Consider the following 15,308-nt stretch of genomic DNA (forward strand, 5'->3'; position numbering starts at 1 on the left):
GCCGAGGTGGTCCGCGCGACGCGGGCCCGCGTCGCGAGGGGGAAGCGGCATGAGCGAGGAGAGTGTTACGGAGCCCCGCGCCGGGGGGACCGGCGCTGCAGGATCCGGGGAGGGCGAGTCCGGGACGGGCAAGTACGGGGAGCCCGCGAGGATCACGGACGGCGAGACCGCCGGCAGCGCGGAGGACGGACCCGGGAAGAGCGAGGCGCCGCTGCGTTTCGAGTGGATCAGGGAACTGGACAACGGCATTTCGGCGTGGGTGCTGAAGAAGCTGACCGACTCCTTCGACTTCGACGTGAACAACGCCCGGAAGGTGGCGAGGGCCGTCTCCTTCGGCATCCTCGTCCTCGCGGCGCTGCTCGTCTGCACGGCGATCGCGTCGCTCGTCTTCTATCTGGAGACGCACAAGGAGAGCGCCGGCACGGGCGATCTGTCCCGCGAGAGTCTGATCTTCGCCCTCTTCATCTACCTGGCGGTCATCCTCGGCCTCTTCACCGTCGCCCTGCTGATCTTCAAGTCCCTCTCGCGCGCGGACGAGCGTCTGCGCGCCGAGGTGAAGGGCGAGCTGGAACAGGCGGCGGAGCGGCTGCGCGAGAAGATGGAACTGCCGAGCCTGCTGGAGTACAACCGGGCGCGGCTGAACCAGTATCACGAGACCACGACGCAGCAGGCCAGGCGAGCCTTCCGGAACAGCCTGATCGCCATCGCCGTCGGACTGGCCGTGCTGGCGCTGTGCACTCTCACCACCGTCGTGGCCACCGGCCGGGCGGACCGTGTCGTCGTCGGCAGCATCGCCGTCCTCGGCACGGTCTTCTCCGGATATCTGGGGCGCACCTACGTCATCGTCTACTACCGCACCCTGTCCCAGATGAACCGATACTTCAGCCAGCCCGTCATCGAGGGCTACCTCCTCACCGCCGAGCGCGTCGCGGAGCGGATCCAGGACAGCGGGCTGCGGGAGGAGAACTTCGGGAAGATCGTCGACGCGGTCCTGGAATCGGGGCGGGAGAACCAGCGGGCCGTGCACGGGGAGCCCGACTCCCGTTCCACCGGAAGGCCCGGGAGGCGCTCCCGCGGGTCGTCGCGGCGCGGACGGCGCAGTTCCTGACGCCGCACCGGTCCCGCCGGCCCGCGTCGCCCCGAGCGGGTCGGTGCGGCGGACGTGTCGCGCCCGTCCCGGCGCTGCCGCTCGTGCTTACGTGAGGGCATGCTCAGCGCAGTGCGTGCCCTTGTTCTGCCGGATTCCCAGCGCCGTTCGCTGGACGATCTGGCGCAGGACCTGGACCTGTCGTCCGGGGACACCAGGTCCAAGCGCTCGGCCTTCTGGACGATGCTGACGCTGTCGTCGGTCATCGCGGTCGGAGGGGTGCTCACGGACTCCACGGCCACCGTGATCGGCGCGATGATCATCGCGCCGCTGTCGACACCGATCATGGGCATCGCCCTGGCGTCGGTGCAGCGGCGGCGGATCGGGGCGGTCGCCGTCGTGCTGTCCGCGTGCACCCTGGTGATCGCGGTCGGGCTGGTGTTCTCGCTGGTGCTGCCCAGCGACTACGACCTGCTCGCCAACAGCCAGATCTCCTCGCGCACGTCACCGGGGCTGATGGACCTGATCGCCGCGCTGGCCACCGGCTTCGCCGGTGCGGTGGCCCTGGCCCGGCGCGACGTCGCCGCCGTGCTGCCGGGCGTCGCGATCGCGATCTCCCTCGTGCCGCCGCTCGTGGTGGTGGGGGTCTGCCTGGGGCGTCTGGCTGGGGTCCTCGCGCTGGGCGCCCTGGTGCTGTTCGTGTCGAACCTGTTCGCCCTGGTCTTCGGCGGCATGGTGGTCTTCGCCGCTCTCGCCTACCGCGCCAGCACCGAGCAGGTGGCCGGGCGGCCCGCCCGGCGGGCCTTGGCCGGCATGGCCCTGCTCTTCATCGTCGTGTTCGTGCCGCTGGCGGCCAACACCACCCTCACGTTCCTGATCAACACCTGGACCAGCCGGGCCAAGACCGCCGCGGAGGAGTGGCTCGCCGACTCGCCGGGGGCGGAGGTCACGAGTGTCGACGCGAAGTCGCAGACGCTGTACATCCACGTCCGCGTCCCCGGGGAGCTTCCGCCGGTGCAGACGCTGCTCGACGATCTCCAGGGACAGATCCCCAACGGCATCCCGGTCGTGGTGGACGCCACGCGCGGCCGGCGCGTCGAGGCCGGAACGGTCGGGGGCTGAGCGCTGCGCCGGAATCGTCGCGGTACGACGTCCACCGGCCGCTGCGCCGTCGTGGCCGGTCGCGCGGTTCCCCGCGCGTTCTCGGGCGCTGCCGGACCGCTGCGGACTTCGCCCGGCCTGCTGAGAGCCGTCGGGGGGCCGGGCCGTCGACCGGGCGGTCGGGGACCGGGCAGGGGGCCGGCCGGTCGGCGCACGAGCAGCGGGGCGGGCCGTCCCCGGGAGGCGCCGGGAAGCCTTCGGGGGCCGAGGGAGGCGATCCGGGAACCCGGTCGACGGGGCGCCGAGGGACCGGGACCCGTAAGTCCCGCCGCCGGCACGGGCCGCACGGGCCGCGCGGAACGGCGGATGCTACGACGGGTCCGCCGCGACCGGACGGCCGTGGCAGCGGGCCCACTTGCGTCCGCCGCCGCACGTGCAGGGCGCGTTGTGCGGCCGGTCGGCGTCCGCGGTCGCGTACTGGCGCATGATCAGCGCGGGGGCCAGCCCCTGCCGCAGCAGCTGCGCCATCGTGCGCATCGGGGCGTCGACGTGCCGGAAGAACTCCTGGAAGCCGGCGCACAGGTGGTTGAGGCCCGGCTCGCCGTCCGGGGTGGTGTCGAAACGGTCCTTGGGGCAGCCGCCGTGGCAGGCGAAGCGGACGTCGCAGTCGAGGCAGTACCGGGGCAGCGTGTCGTGCTTGTCCTGGCCGAACGTCCGCTGCCGCGGCGAGTCGACCAGTTCCAGCAGGTGCCGCTCGCCGATGTTGCCCAGCAGGTGATCGGGCTCGACGAAGTGGTCGCAGGAGTACACGTCGCCGTTGTGCTCCAGGGCGAGGGCGCTGCCGCAGGTTCGGGAGTGGACGCACAGCGAGGGCTGCTCCCCGTACCAGTTGGCCAGCGCCACGTCGAACATCTGGACGTGGACCCGGCCGACGTCGGTGCGTACCCAGTCCTCGAAGACGTCGATCAGGAACCGGCCGTACTGCCGCGCGGTCACCGACCGCTCGGTGACCCGGTCGCCCTGCTGCCGGTAGAGGGGCCGGTCCTCGGCCCGGGCGCCCCAGCCGTCGTTCGCGAGGGGCAGGGCGTCGGCGGTGGTGCGCTCCACGATCGGGATGAACTGCATGTGGGCGGCACCGCAGTCGTCCCGGAGAAAGGAGTACACCTCGCGGCCGTGCCCGGCGTTGGCGTCGTGCAGGGTGGTCAGCGCGTTCCACTGCACTCCGTGCTCGCGCAGGTGGTCCAGCCCCCGCATGACGCGGTCGAAGGTGGGCCTGCCGCCCTTGTCGACCCGGTGGGCGTCGTGCAGTTCGCGGGGGCCGTCGACGGAGAGGCCGACCAGGAAGTCGTTGTCCCGGAAGAAGCGGGCCCACTCGGCGTCGATGAGCGTGCCGTTGGTCTGGATGGTGTTGACGATCCGCTGGCCGGGCCGGGCGTGGCGGTGCTCGTACTCCAGGGACCTGCGGAAGAAGTCCAGGCCCATCAGCGTCGGCTCACCCCCCTGCCAGGCCACCGTGACCTCGGGTGCCGGGCCGTGCGCCTCGATGAGCTGCCGGATGTAGGCGTCGAGCAGATCGTCCGCCATGCGGAATCTGCTGCCCTCGTACAGCAGTTCCTTGGACAGGAAGAAGCAGTAGGTGCAGTCCAGGTTGCAGATCGCCCCGGCAGGCTTGGCCAGCAGATGGAACGGCCGGCGCCGCACGGTCGGGGCGGGCAGGTCCACGGTGCTCATCGCCCCAGGATGGGGGCCGGGCGGGCGTCCGGCGTCACCCGCCACGGGTGACGCCGGAAGGTTCCCCCGGCCGGCACGGTCGTCCCGGGCCGGCCGGGGGAACCCGGGTCGTTCGGGTCACGGTTCCCGCGGTACGACGCACAGGGCCCAGATGACGAAGGCGTAGAACGCGATGAGGGTGAGCGACCAGAAGGGGTAGTACGGGATCGACAGGAAGTTGGCGATGATCAGTAGTCCGGCGATCCCGACGCCGACGACCCTGGCCCACGTGGAGCGCTGGAAGAGCCCCACGCTCACGATGACGGCGATGACGCCGAGGACCAGCTGGATCCAGCCCCAGCTGGTCAGGTCGAACTTGAAGATGTAGTTCGGGGTCGACACGTAGATGTCGTCGTCGGCGATCGCCATGATGCCCCGGAGAAGGTCCAGGATGCCGGCGATGAACAGCAGGGCGGCGGCGAACATCACCAGTCCGCCGGCAGCCGCCTCAGCCGTGTCCGAACGGCGGTGGGGGGTCATGCTCGTGGTCATGGTGGAACCTCGCTTCATCGGCGGGCGGCGACGCCCGGCTCTGCGTCCTCCAGCATGAGCGGTCGGCGCGGACCGGTGATCACCCGTGGCGGGTGATGTCCGCGGGACGGCCCGCTGGTGCCCTTGAGCGCAGGAAGCAAGCGGGGCGAGGGCCGGGCCGGGTGCGCGGGACCCGGGAGGCTCGGGAGGCTTCGGAGATGAGCGGTGAGGCCTGGACCGGGGTGGCGGTGGCGGGAGTCACCGCCGCCTACGCGCTGTGCTCGCGCCGCCTCGCGTCGACGCCGGTGTCGTCGGCGATGGTGTTCACCGGCTGCGGGGTGCTCCTGGGGCCCGCCGTGCTCGGCGTCGTCGAGACGCAGGGCCGCACCGGGCCGATCCTGACCCTGCTGGAGTCGGCGCTGGCCCTGGTGCTGTTCACCGACGCGATGGCGGTGCGCCGGCGCGACCTGCGCAGCGGCGGCTTCCTGCCGGGCCGGCTGCTCGGCATCGGGCTGCCGCTGACCATCGGGGCCGGGTGGTTGCTGGCGTGGCCGCTGCTGCCGGGGCTGACCGTGTGGGAGCTGGCGCTGGTGGGCGCCGTCCTCGCGCCGACGGACGCGGCGCTCGGCAAGACCGCCATGTCCAGCCCCCGGCTCCCTCCGCTGGTGCGGCAGGGGCTCAACGTGGAGAGCGGACTCAACGACGGCATGGTGCTGCCGTTCTTCCTGCTCTTCCTGGCCGGCATCCCGGGCACGTCCGCCGCCGAGGAGGGGGTGTCGGGTGTCTTCTGGCGCGCGCTGGTGCTCAGCACGGTGCTGGGGCTGCTGGCCGGGGCGGGTGGCGGCCGGCTGCTGTGCGCCGCACGGGCCCGGGGGTGGGTCACCCCGGAGTGGGCGCAGCTGTTCGTCCCGGCCGTCGCGATGGCGGCGTACTGCCTGGCCGTCGTGACGGACGGCAGCGGCTTCATCGCGGCCTGGGCCGCCGGCTTCGCCTTCGGCCACGCGCTGCGCCACAGCGCTCCGCGGCCGGCCACCGCCACCGCCTCCGGCGCGGGGCCGGCCGGCGGGCGGCCCGAGGACGACGCCCGCCCGGCCGACTTCGCCGAGCATCTCGGCGGCCTCCTGACCTCGGTCAGCCTGCTGGTCTTCGGGGCGGTCGTGCTGGGTCCGACGCTGGAGGACCTGAGCTGGCGGGTCGTGGGCTACGCGGTGCTGAGCCTCACCGTCGTCCGGATGCTGCCCGTGGCCCTGGCGCTCGCCGGCAGCGGGCTGCGGCCGCCCACGGTGGCGTACATCGGCTGGTTCGGGCCACGGGGCCTGGCGTCCGTCGTGCTGGGTCTGCTGGTCGTGGAGGAGCAGGTCCGCGGCACGGACCTGCTGGGCCGGGTGGTGGCGGCGACCGTCGGCCTCAGCGTGCTGCTGCACGGTGTGTCGGCCGTCGCCCTCGCCGACCGCTACGGCCGCTGGCACGAGGAGGCCGCGGCCACGGGCCGGAGGCTGCGCGAGGCCACACCCGTGCCGGAGGCCGCGCCCCGCCGGATCGTCGCCCGGTGAGGCCGCGCGGCGATCCGGCGTGCCGGGTACCGGGCGCTGCGGGGCCGAGAAGCGATGGGGCCGTGGGGAGGCAGGGTCGGGCGGGTCACCCGTGCCGGGTGAGGCGGACGGGGCCGGCCGGCGCGACCGTGGAGGGGTGACCGGCCCGTGCCGACCGGAGACGCACGGGGCTCTCCGTCCTTCTCGGGGACTCGCAGGCACTCACGAGGACTCACGGGGACACTTCGGCGGGACGTCCGCGTCCGGCTCCGCAGCAGGCGTGCAGAGGGGAATCGTCATGGCCAGGCCCTTCAAGGGAAAGATCGCCCTAGATATCCGTGACTCGCAGCCGGACTGGGAGCCGTACCTCGCGCCGAGAGCGTCCGAGAACGCCCCGAACGTGCTGGTGATCGCCTGGGACGACGTCGGCTACGGGACGATGGACTGCTTCGGCGGTCCGGTGCGGACCCGGGCGATGTCGCGGATCGCCGACATGGGGGTGCGCTACTCCAACTTCCACACCACGGCCCTGTGCTCGCCGACCAGGGCGTCGCTGATGACCGGCCGGAACGCCACCTCGAACGGGATGGCGACCGTCGCCGAGTTCAGCGCCGGGTTCCCCGGGATCTCGACCCGCATCCCCTTCGAGAACGGGTTCGTCTCGGAGGTCCTCGCCGAACACGGCTACAACACCTACTGCGTCGGCAAGTGGCACCTCACCCCCGGTGCGGAGACCAACATGGCCGCGTACAAGGGGCGCTGGCCCCTGGGGCGCGGCTTCGAGCGGTTCTACGGCTTCCTGGGCGGGGAGTCGAGCTGCTGGTACCCGGACCTGATCCACGACAACCACCCGGTGGCGCCGCCGGCCACGCCCGAGCAGGGCTACCACATCGCCAAGGACTTCTCCGACAAGGCGATCCAGTTCATCCGGGACGCCCGGTCCGTCGACCCGGACAAGCCGTTCTTCATGTACCTCTCCCTGGACGCGGCCCACGCGCCGCACCACGTCTTCAAGGAGTGGGCGGACCGCTACAAGGGCGTCTTCGACGAGGGGTACGAGGCGATCAGGCCCGGGATCCTGCGCCGTCAGAAGGAGCTCGGCCTGCTGCCGGAGAACACCGAGCTCTCCCCGATCAATCCGCACGGCGAGCCCGCGGTGACCGGGCCGGACGGCCAGCCCTGGCCCTTGATCGACACCGTCCGGCCGTGGAACGAACTGAGCGCCGACGAGCGGCGGTTGTTCATCCGGATGGCGGAGGTCTTCGCCGGATACGTCTCCTACAGCGACGACCAGCTGGGCCGCGTGCTCGACTTCCTGGAGGCCACCGGCGAACTCGACGACACGATCATCGTGGCTGTCTCCGACAACGGGGCGAGCGGCGAGGGCGGACCGGACGGGACGTTCAACGAGTGGCGGTTCTTCAACGGCCTGAACACGCCGACCGAGTTGTCGCTCCCGCACCTGGACGAGCTCGGCGGCCCGTCGTCGTACAACCACTACAACACCGGGTGGGCCTGGGCGTTCGACACGCCCTTCCCGTACTGGAAGCGTTGGGCGGGCTACGAGGGCGGTGTCGCCGACATGTGCCTGGTCGCCTGGCCCGCCGGGATCGCGGCCCGCGGAGAGGTCCGCCAGCAGTACATCCACGCGGTGGACGTCGTCCCGACCCTGTACGACCTGCTCGGCATCGAACCGCCCGAGACGCTCAAGGGCTATCCGCAGAGTCCGATGGAGGGCGAGAGCTTCCGGGCCTCGCTGACCGATCCCGAGGCGCCGGGGCGGCAGACCCAGTTCTACGCGATGCTGGGGCAGCGGTCGCTGTACCACGAGGGATGGCTGGCCTGCACGGTCCACCCGCCGCTGAGCGGCTGGGGCGACTTCACCCACGACGTGTGGGAGCTGTACGACCTCAGCACGGACCGCGCCCAGTCGCACGACCTGGCCGCGCGGGAGCCGGCCCGGCTGGAGACGCTCAAGAGCCTCTGGTACTACTACGCCGGCGTCCACAACGGGCTGCCGCTGGACGACCGCACCGCCCTGGAGCAGGTGACGGCCGACCGCCCGAGCGGTGCGCCCGAGCGCGACCGGTACGTGTACTACCCCGACTCCGCGGCGGTGCCCGAGCAGTCCGGTGTGGTGACCAGCGGCCGGTCGTACACGATCGCCGCCGGCGTCGACGTCGACTCGGCCGACGCCGAGGGCGTGCTGTACGCGCACGGCGGGGTGGCGGGCGGCCACAGCCTCTACGTCAAGGACCACCGCCTGCACTACGCGTACAACTGGGTCGGTACCGACCTCCAGGTGGTGGACGGGGACCGGGAGATACCGCCGGGCAAGCACCTGCTCGCCGCCGAGTTCGAGGCCTCGGGCCGCAGCTCCGACCCGGCGATGCCCGGTGCGACCGGCACGCTCACCCTCTTCGTGGACGACCAGGAGGTCGGCAGCCACGACATCGTCACCCAGCCCGGCAGCTTCTGCGTCGTCGGGGACGGGATCTGCGTGGGCCGCGACGACTCCTCACCGGTGACGCCCGACTACGAGGGCTCCTTCCCGTTCACCGGGGGCACCATCGACAAGGTCGTCGTCGACGTCTCGGGCGAACGCTACGTCGATCACGAGGCGCAGGTGCGCGGCTGGTTCATGATCGACTGAGCCGAGGACCGAACCTCCGAGCAGCTGACCGGCCGGCTGACGGGCTGTCGGCCGGTCAGCCCTGATCCCCAGCCCGCGCGGACGAGGAGTCGGACGATGGCCGAGGACACGACCGGACCGGGCGCCGCGGACGCCGCCGGCACGACGAGCAGCCCCGTGTTCGACACACTCGTGCAGATGACGCTGGACGTCTTCGAACGCTCCGGCCTGGACCCCGAGACGTACCTGCTCACCCGTGTCGCGGCCCTGGTGGCCCTGGGCGCCTCGCCCACCTCGTACCTGGTCAACGTCGGCACGGCGGGCGAGATCGGAGTGCCGCTGGAGAAGATCCAGGGCACCCTCGTCGCCGTCGCCCCCGTGGTCGGCACCGCCCGCGTGGTCTCCGCGGCCCGCGGCATCGACGAGGCCTTCGGGACGGCCCTGCTGCCGGAGGGGGGCGAGGAGGCCGGGCCGGCGCTGTGACGCACCCGGTGGTGCGGCCCGGGTGCTCCGCCGGAAGGGCGGCAGCCCGGACGTACCGTGCGGTGCCGTCGGTCGGCCACGGCGCCGCCGTGGCCGACCGCGCACGTCCCCGCGCCCCCGGCGTCCCCGCGCCTCCTCGCCCCCCCGTCCGCCTCGACGGGCGGGCCGCCCCGCCCGTCACCCGGCGGCGTCCACCCGCGCGGCCGGCTCCGTGACCGTGGGGTGGTCGAAGACGGCGCTCAGCGAAGCCTGGGAGACGCCCAGGCGGCGTCGGATCCGGGAGACCATGCGGCTCGCCTGGAGGGACTGGCCGCCGAGGGCGAGGAAGTCGTCGTCGCGGGTGACCCGGGGCAGGCGGAGGATCTCCGCCCAGATGGCCGCCAGGGCCTGCTCGGTGCCGGACAGCGCGTCGTCCGGGTCACCCTCGCCGGACGCGGAGCCGGCGACGCCGGTCTCCGGTGCGGCGGCGTCGGCGACGGCGACGGCGGCCAGGGCACGCCGGTCGACCTTGCCGTTCGGCGTCAGGGGCAGCGTCTCCACCGCCACCGTCCGGTCGGGCAGGAGGTGGTCCGGCAGGTGGCGGCCGAGGCGTTCGCGGACGGCGGCGAGCCGGGCGGCGGGGCCGTCGCCGGGTGCCGGACGCGCCGCCGCGTGTGGGGCGCCGGCGTGGTCACCTCCAGCCGCGCCCTGTCCGATCTGGTCGGCCGCAGCCGCGCCCAGCTCCTCGAAGTCGTCAGCCAGCCGCTGAGCACCACGGAACTCGCCCGAGGCCTCGGCCTCAGCGCGGGGGCGATCAGCCAGCACCTCGGCATCCTGCACCGCGCCGGACTGCTCGACCGGGCCCGGGACGGGCACACGATGCTGTATTCGCGCACACCGCTCGGCGACCAACTGGTGGACTGATCCACCCTTGATCACTTGTGGGGGCCACGGATCGTCGGATACCAATGTCCCGTGATACGAGGCGAGAAGATCGGGCTGCGGGCCCGGCACGAAGACGACCTCGCCGTCCTGCAGTCCGAACTGTACGACGACGTCAGGACTCAGGCGCTGGCCGATTCCGCGCCGTGGCGGCCGGTCCCCCAGGGATCTCCGCACTCCCCGTACTCCGTGGGCGAACCCTCCGATGACATCGTCTATTTCTCCGTGGTGGAACTGACGTCGGGGAAACTCGCCGGAGAAGCCCTGCTGTGGGGAATCGACACCTACAACCGCCGTGCCCACCTCGGGCTTTCGCTGCTGCCCGCCTTTCGGGGCCTGGGGCTGGGCACGGATATCGTGCGAGCCCTGTGCACGTACGGATTCGCGGTGCGGGGCCTGCACCGGCTCCAGATCGAGACCGCCGCGGGCAACAACCCGATGATTCGCGCCGCGGAAAGGGCGGGATTCACGGTGGAGGGAACGCTGCGCGGATCCGCCTGGGGGTACGGCGAGTTCTCCGACGAGACCGTTCTCGGAATGCTGGACGGCGAATGGCGTGAGCGGTCCGGCGCAGCCGGGAGCTGACCGGACCCGTCGGCCGGCCCCGGCCGACGGGACTCACCTGCCGGCATCCTCGGCGAGCGTGTGCGCCACCAGCGCGTTGGCGTGGCCGTGCCCGAGGCCGTGCTCGCTCTTGAGCCAGGTGACGAGTTCGCCGTGCCGGGTCGGCGACGCGGCACGGATCAGTTCCTTCCACTCGGCGATCGGACGGCCGTACTTCTTCTCGATGGCGGGGAAGTAGCTGGCGGGCCCCTTCACAGGTGCGGTCATCTCTCTACGTCCTTTCCGACGATCGGCCGGCCCGGCGCCGGTGCCGATGCAGGGGTGGACCGCGGGGCCGCCGGGAACCGACCGGCCCGACGACGTGACATGCCTCACACCCGACCTGGTGCCCGGCGCCACGGACCGGTCAGGGGCGGCAGTCGTAGGAGAGGTCGGCCGTGACCGTACGGCTGTCCGGGGAGACGAGGTGCAGTTCCGCCCGTGCCGTGTGGCTGCCCGGGCCCTGGAAGGTCCACAGCAGGTGGAGGCGCGCCTGTTCCTGACCCCGGGTCACCACCTCTTTCAGCACGTCGGAGGTGGTGCCGTCGCTTCGGACCCAGCGGTAGGAGATGGTGCCGGGGCGGCCGTCGGTGGTGACGAGGCCGACGACGTCCGCGGTGTCGTCGCACCCCAGGACCGCCGGATGCGCCGTCACCGACACCGCCCGCACGGCGACGGACGGCCCGAGGCGCTGCCAGGCGAGGAACGCGAGGACCAGCAGCAGCACCAGGGCCGGCAACGCGTGTCGGCGCAGCCGCCGGCGGGAGGGCTCCGGGGTCGGCTGGACGGCGGGGAGCGTCCCGTGGGTGCGGTGCACGTCCGCAGCGGTCACGCCGGGTCCGAAGCGCAGCACGGTGCCGTCGGTGCGGTCGGGCGTGATCGGCGGCCGGGTCTCGCCGAAAACCCCTTCCCCGGGGGGCTGTTCGAGCGTCTTCTCCGGCTCGGGGCGCTGGATCCAGTGGCTGGCGAGCACGGTGGCGCTGTACTCGGCGTCCTCGGCCCCGGAGGACGGGCCCGCGGGCACCCCGTCCCCGGCGCCTCGCTCTCCACCGGGAACGGTGTCGTCACCGGCGGGCCGCTGCCCGGCGGGGGTGGGTGCGTCGACGACGGGCGCGTCGGCGACCGCGGCGGGGGCGAGCACCCGGGTGGCCTCGTCGACGTCCGCGGGCACCGGGGCGCCGCCCTCGGCCGTGGCCGGCACGTGGGTCGGCTCGTCGCCATCGGCCGGGGCGAACACCTCCGTCACCTCTGCCTCCCCGACCGGAGCGAACACCTGGGTGGCCTCCGCCTCCCCGACCGGAGCGAACACCTGGGTGGCGTCCGCCTCCCCGGCCGGAGCAAGCACCTGCGTCGACTCGCTGCCGCCGCCGGGAGTGAACACCCGAGTGGCTTCACCGGCGTCGACGGGAGCCGACACCTCCGTCGGCCCACCGCCATCGGCCGGGGCGAACACCTCCGTCACCTCCACCTCCCCGGCCGGAGCGAACACCTGCGTCGACTCACTGCCCCCGCCTGCAGGGAACACCTCAGTAGCGTCCGCCTCCCCGGCAGGAGCAAGCACCTGCGTCGACTCGCTGCCGCCGCCGGGAGTGAACACCCGGGTCGGCTCGGGGGCGTCGGCGGGAGCGGGCACGCGGTCGTCCTGACGCGTCATCGGATATCACACTGCCTGGTCAGAAGCTGCTGCGAGGCTCCGCCGTCGGCGGACGCCGGGGTGGTCGTGGCCCGCACCGCCCAGTAGCAGCCCTTGCCCTGGAAGGTGTGGTCGACGGTGATCGTGTACTGGGTGGCACCGCTGCGCTTGAAGGTCTGGGACGCACCGTCCGGGGAGCCGAGCTGCCCCCCGAGGTTGCCCGTGAACCAGGAGAGGGTGACGGAGATCGGTCCGGTGCCGTCGGTGCTGATGGTGATGGCTGCGGTGGCGGTCGCCGGGCCCGTCTGGCGGAAGCCCGACACCGTCACCTTCTTGACGGCGGGAGGGGCGGGCGGGGCCGGCGGCGTGGAGGGGGGCGTCGTCGTGGTGGGGGGCGTGCCGGGCGTCGTGGTCCCGCCCGTGGGCGTCGGGGTGGCCGGGGGCGCGACGGTGGGACCGGGCGTCGCCGGGCCCGTCGGCGACGGGTCGGCCGACAGGGTCGGGGACGGCGACGCGGACGAGGACGAGGGGGACGGCGAGGCGGACGCGGAGGGGGACGGCGACGGGGACGAGGTCGCCGTGGCGGTGGGTGCCGCGGGGGAGGCGCCGGGTCCGGCGCTGGTGGTGGCCAGGGCCTGCGCCGTCCGCTGCGCGTCGACGCCCGGGGTGCGGGGCAGCCCGTAGGTCAGGAGGACGCCGAGGAGGACGACCGCGGCCGACACGAGCAGCCCGGTCCGGCCGGGCAGCCAGGTCTGCAGCCCGCCGTGTCCCGGCTTGGGGCCGCCGGGTGCTGGCTCGCTTCCGAAGACCGTGCGTGCGGTGTCCGTGGTGGTCCGGGAGCCGAAGCGGGCCGAGGGCAGCAGCAGCGGCAGCAGCGCCGCGAGCGCGGCGAGCCGGCCCCGGCCGCGTTCCTCCCAGTCCGGTCCGTAGGCGGCGCCGGCGACCGTCTCCAGCTCTGTGACGAACAGTTCGGCCTGCGCGGGCCGCTCCGCCGGGTCCTTGGCCAGTCCGCGGCGCAACAGCTCCCGCACCGGCTCGGGGGCCTCCGCCACGGGGATGGGCGCGTCGACGTGCTGCAGCGCGAGTTCGGCGATGTTGGCGCCCGCGTAGGGCTTGTGGCCGGTGAGGCACTCGAAGAAGGTGGCCGTGGCCGCGTACACGTCGGCGGCGGGTGAGGCGGGTGCGCCGGTCCACTGCTCGGGGGCCATGTAGGACGGGGTCCCCGCCACACCGGCGGTCGTGCCCGCGTCCACGGCGATCCCGAAGTCGACGAGCTTGGACGACCCGTCCGGCAGGACGAGGACGTTCTCCGGCTTGTAGTCGCGGTGGACGACGCCGAGGCGGTGGGCGTCGGCGAGACCGAGCAGGGACCCCTTGAGGATGACGAGGGCGGCCTCGGGGTCGAGGGGGCCCCGGCCGGTCAGCAGGGTGCGCAGCGAGACACCGTCGACCAGTTCCATCACGATGGCGGCGCCGTCGGGGCTCTCCACGTACTCGTACAGCCCGGTGACGTGGGGGCTCTGGAGTCCGCCGAGCAGTCGTGCCTCCGCGCGGAACTCGTGCACGAAGCCCGGCCGGGTGCGCAGTGAGTCACTGAGGTACTTCACCGCGACCGGGACGCCGGTCTCCTCGTGCACGGCCAGCACGACCCGCCCGCTGGCCCCGGAACCCAGTTCCAGGGACTCGGTGTATCCGGGCACCGCCCATGTCGTCATCCCAACCCCCAAAGCCGCTGCCGTCGGAGCCGCACTGTCTCCCGGGCGTCCGGGCCACGCGTGAGGAGACACATTTTCGGTCACGGCGGTTGCGGCACGGTACCCACGGGCGGGAACGGTGCGAAAGCGTTGCATTCCGCGGCGTCGTCCGGCGCCCGACCTCCGGTCGCCGTGTCAGGGCCGTCCCCTCCCGCGCTCCGCACGGACCTGCCGGACCGCGCGGAGCGCGAGGGGCGCTGGGTCGGCGGCATTTCGCGGTGGCCCCGTGTCTCCGGGAGGCCGTCTCGCCCGGAGGCCCGGTCAGGGGTGTTCGAACAGCTGGAGGAGTCCCGCGGCGGAGAAGCACAGGGCGCCGGTGAAGGTGCCCCAGTTGGCGATGTCGGCGTTGAGCGGACTGCCGGTGGCCGGGCGGGTGAAGGCGGCGAGCGCCGAGCTCATGAACAGGACGGAGCCGAGCTGGTTGACGGCCACGATCCACCAGCCGTGGCGGTGCGGGCGCAGGCAGGGCTGCCCGTGGCAGATCTCGGCGAAGCCGAGGTGCCCGGAGACCAGGAAGAGCACGCAACCGACCACGTCCGGCACCCAGATCAGCCGGTTGACCTGCTGGACGGTCAGGCCCTCGAGGAACGAGTTCAGCAGGTTGACGGCGAAGACGAGCGTGCCCGCGAAGAGCAGGAACGCGCTCAGCCAGTCCACCCGCATCGGCTCGTAGCTCCACCACTGCCAGGGGCGGGTGACGAGCCGGGCCTCGTGGCCGCCGGGACGGCGGGGAGCGTTGATCACCTGGAGGAGTGCGACGTAGCCGCCGGTGTTGAAGAACAGGCCGCCCACGAAGTAGATCGAGGCGGACGTGGCGGCGTCGCCCGAGCCGAGCTGGGCGACGGCCGCACCGGCCGCGAAGAGGCCCCCTCCGAGGACGAAGGCGATCGACGCGACGGCGTTGAGCCGGCGGAGCCGGGCCAGGGCCGCGGGCTCCGCGGGGACGTGCCGGCCGGCCGGCGCACCGGGTGCGCGGACGGAGAGGACTCCGCGCCGCCGGGCGAGCCGGGACTCCCACACGGCGGTGCCACCACCCGGCAGCCGCCAGGAGCGCCGGGTGGTGAACGGTCCCACGGTGCCCTCGGCGCGCTGCTCGGGCTGCGTCACAGGGCGAGCGTAGACCGGGCGGACCGCTCCGGGCGGCGAGCGAAACGCCGGTGCGGGTGGGCCCGCGCCCGGCCGGCGCGGGGGCGCCTAGTAGTGCTTGGTCAGGTTGGTGTGTGGGTGGGTATGTCGCGGTGGCAGGTGGGGCAGGCGCCGGTCCAGGTCGCGAGGAGTGTCTGCAGCTCGCGGACGACGTGGTAGAGGCTCAGGCCGGCGC

Annotated in this window: 14 protein-coding genes; 7 read left to right on the plus strand and 7 right to left on the minus strand. The window is 73.0% G+C overall.

Annotated features, from left to right (window positions below):
* The first annotated feature begins 49 nt into the window (after positions 1–49).
* Together JS756_RS30990 and JS756_RS30995 are read left to right on the plus strand one after the other, a co-directional pair.
* Positions 50–1,108: a hypothetical protein gene (locus tag JS756_RS30990; protein WP_205386584.1), complete on the plus strand. Its 1,059-nt coding sequence runs from the start codon at positions 50–52 to the stop codon at positions 1,106–1,108.
* A gap of 111 nt (positions 1,109–1,219) precedes the next feature.
* Entirely contained in the window at positions 1,220–2,209 is a 990-nt protein-coding gene (locus JS756_RS30995; protein ID WP_307791251.1) for a TIGR00341 family protein, read from the plus strand.
* 348 nt (positions 2,210–2,557) lie between these two features.
* Here JS756_RS30995 and JS756_RS31000 read toward each other — a convergent pair whose 3' ends face one another.
* A complete protein-coding gene (locus JS756_RS31000; RefSeq protein ID WP_205386586.1) occupies positions 2,558–3,919 on the minus strand; it encodes an anaerobic sulfatase maturase in 1,362 nt (453 codons plus the stop codon).
* 117 nt (positions 3,920–4,036) lie between these two features.
* The gene (locus JS756_RS31005) at positions 4,037–4,450 is read right to left on the minus strand and encodes a DUF7144 family membrane protein (RefSeq protein WP_205386587.1); all 414 of its coding nucleotides are present in this window, start codon (positions 4,448–4,450) and stop codon (positions 4,037–4,039) included.
* 197 nt (positions 4,451–4,647) lie between these two features.
* Between JS756_RS31005 and JS756_RS31010 the strand changes: the two genes are divergently transcribed.
* The 3 genes from JS756_RS31010 (at position 4,648) to JS756_RS31020 (ending at position 9,076) form a co-directional block, all read left to right on the plus strand.
* Entirely contained in the window at positions 4,648–5,982 is a 1,335-nt protein-coding gene (locus JS756_RS31010) for a cation:proton antiporter domain-containing protein (protein ID WP_205386588.1), read from the plus strand.
* Between the two features lie 277 nt (positions 5,983–6,259).
* Positions 6,260–8,614 carry an arylsulfatase gene (locus JS756_RS31015; protein WP_205386589.1) on the plus strand — a complete coding sequence of 785 codons (2,355 nt, stop codon included), beginning with the start codon at positions 6,260–6,262 and terminating at the stop codon, positions 8,612–8,614.
* Positions 8,615–8,710: 96 nt separating this feature from the next.
* Positions 8,711–9,076, plus strand: coding sequence for a carboxymuconolactone decarboxylase family protein (locus tag JS756_RS31020; protein WP_205386590.1), 366 nt, complete (start codon positions 8,711–8,713; stop codon positions 9,074–9,076).
* Between the two features lie 177 nt (positions 9,077–9,253).
* Here the strand turns inward: JS756_RS31020 and JS756_RS31025 are convergent, their stop codons facing one another.
* Entirely contained in the window at positions 9,254–9,616 is a 363-nt protein-coding gene (locus JS756_RS31025; RefSeq protein WP_205386591.1) for a phosphopantetheine-binding protein, read from the minus strand.
* Between the two features lie 36 nt (positions 9,617–9,652).
* On the opposite strand from JS756_RS31025, the gene JS756_RS37925 reads away from it, so the two are divergent.
* Entirely contained in the window at positions 9,653–9,979 is a 327-nt protein-coding gene (locus JS756_RS37925) for an ArsR/SmtB family transcription factor (RefSeq protein WP_205386592.1), read from the plus strand.
* Positions 9,980–10,030: 51 nt separating this feature from the next.
* Positions 10,031–10,582 (plus strand): GNAT family N-acetyltransferase, encoded by a 552-nt coding sequence (locus JS756_RS31035; protein ID WP_205386593.1) that lies wholly within the window; start codon positions 10,031–10,033, stop codon positions 10,580–10,582.
* Positions 10,583–10,615: 33 nt separating this feature from the next.
* Here the strand turns inward: JS756_RS31035 and JS756_RS31040 are convergent, their stop codons facing one another.
* The 4 genes from JS756_RS31040 to JS756_RS31055 all read right to left on the minus strand — a co-directional run bounded on the left by JS756_RS31040 (position 10,616) and on the right by JS756_RS31055 (position 15,094).
* Positions 10,616–10,828, minus strand: a complete 213-nt coding sequence (locus JS756_RS31040) for a DUF4287 domain-containing protein (protein WP_205386594.1) — start codon at positions 10,826–10,828, stop codon at positions 10,616–10,618.
* A 139-nt stretch (positions 10,829–10,967) separates the two neighbouring features.
* Positions 10,968–12,254 carry a hypothetical protein gene (locus JS756_RS37680; protein ID WP_275892754.1) on the minus strand — a complete coding sequence of 429 codons (1,287 nt, stop codon included), beginning with the start codon at positions 12,252–12,254 and terminating at the stop codon, positions 10,968–10,970.
* A complete protein-coding gene (locus tag JS756_RS31050; RefSeq protein WP_205386595.1) occupies positions 12,251–13,948 on the minus strand; it encodes a serine/threonine-protein kinase in 1,698 nt (565 codons plus the stop codon). The genes JS756_RS37680 and JS756_RS31050 overlap by 4 nt, the downstream gene beginning before the upstream one ends.
* Before the next feature lie 300 nt (positions 13,949–14,248).
* Positions 14,249–15,094, minus strand: a complete 846-nt coding sequence (locus JS756_RS31055) for a hypothetical protein (RefSeq protein ID WP_205386596.1) — start codon at positions 15,092–15,094, stop codon at positions 14,249–14,251.
* Between the last annotated feature and the right edge of the window lie 214 nt (positions 15,095–15,308).

It is taken from the genome of Streptomyces actuosus, from assembly GCF_016921115.1.
In the GTDB taxonomy this organism is placed as follows: domain Bacteria; phylum Actinomycetota; class Actinomycetes; order Streptomycetales; family Streptomycetaceae; genus Streptomyces; species Streptomyces actuosus_A.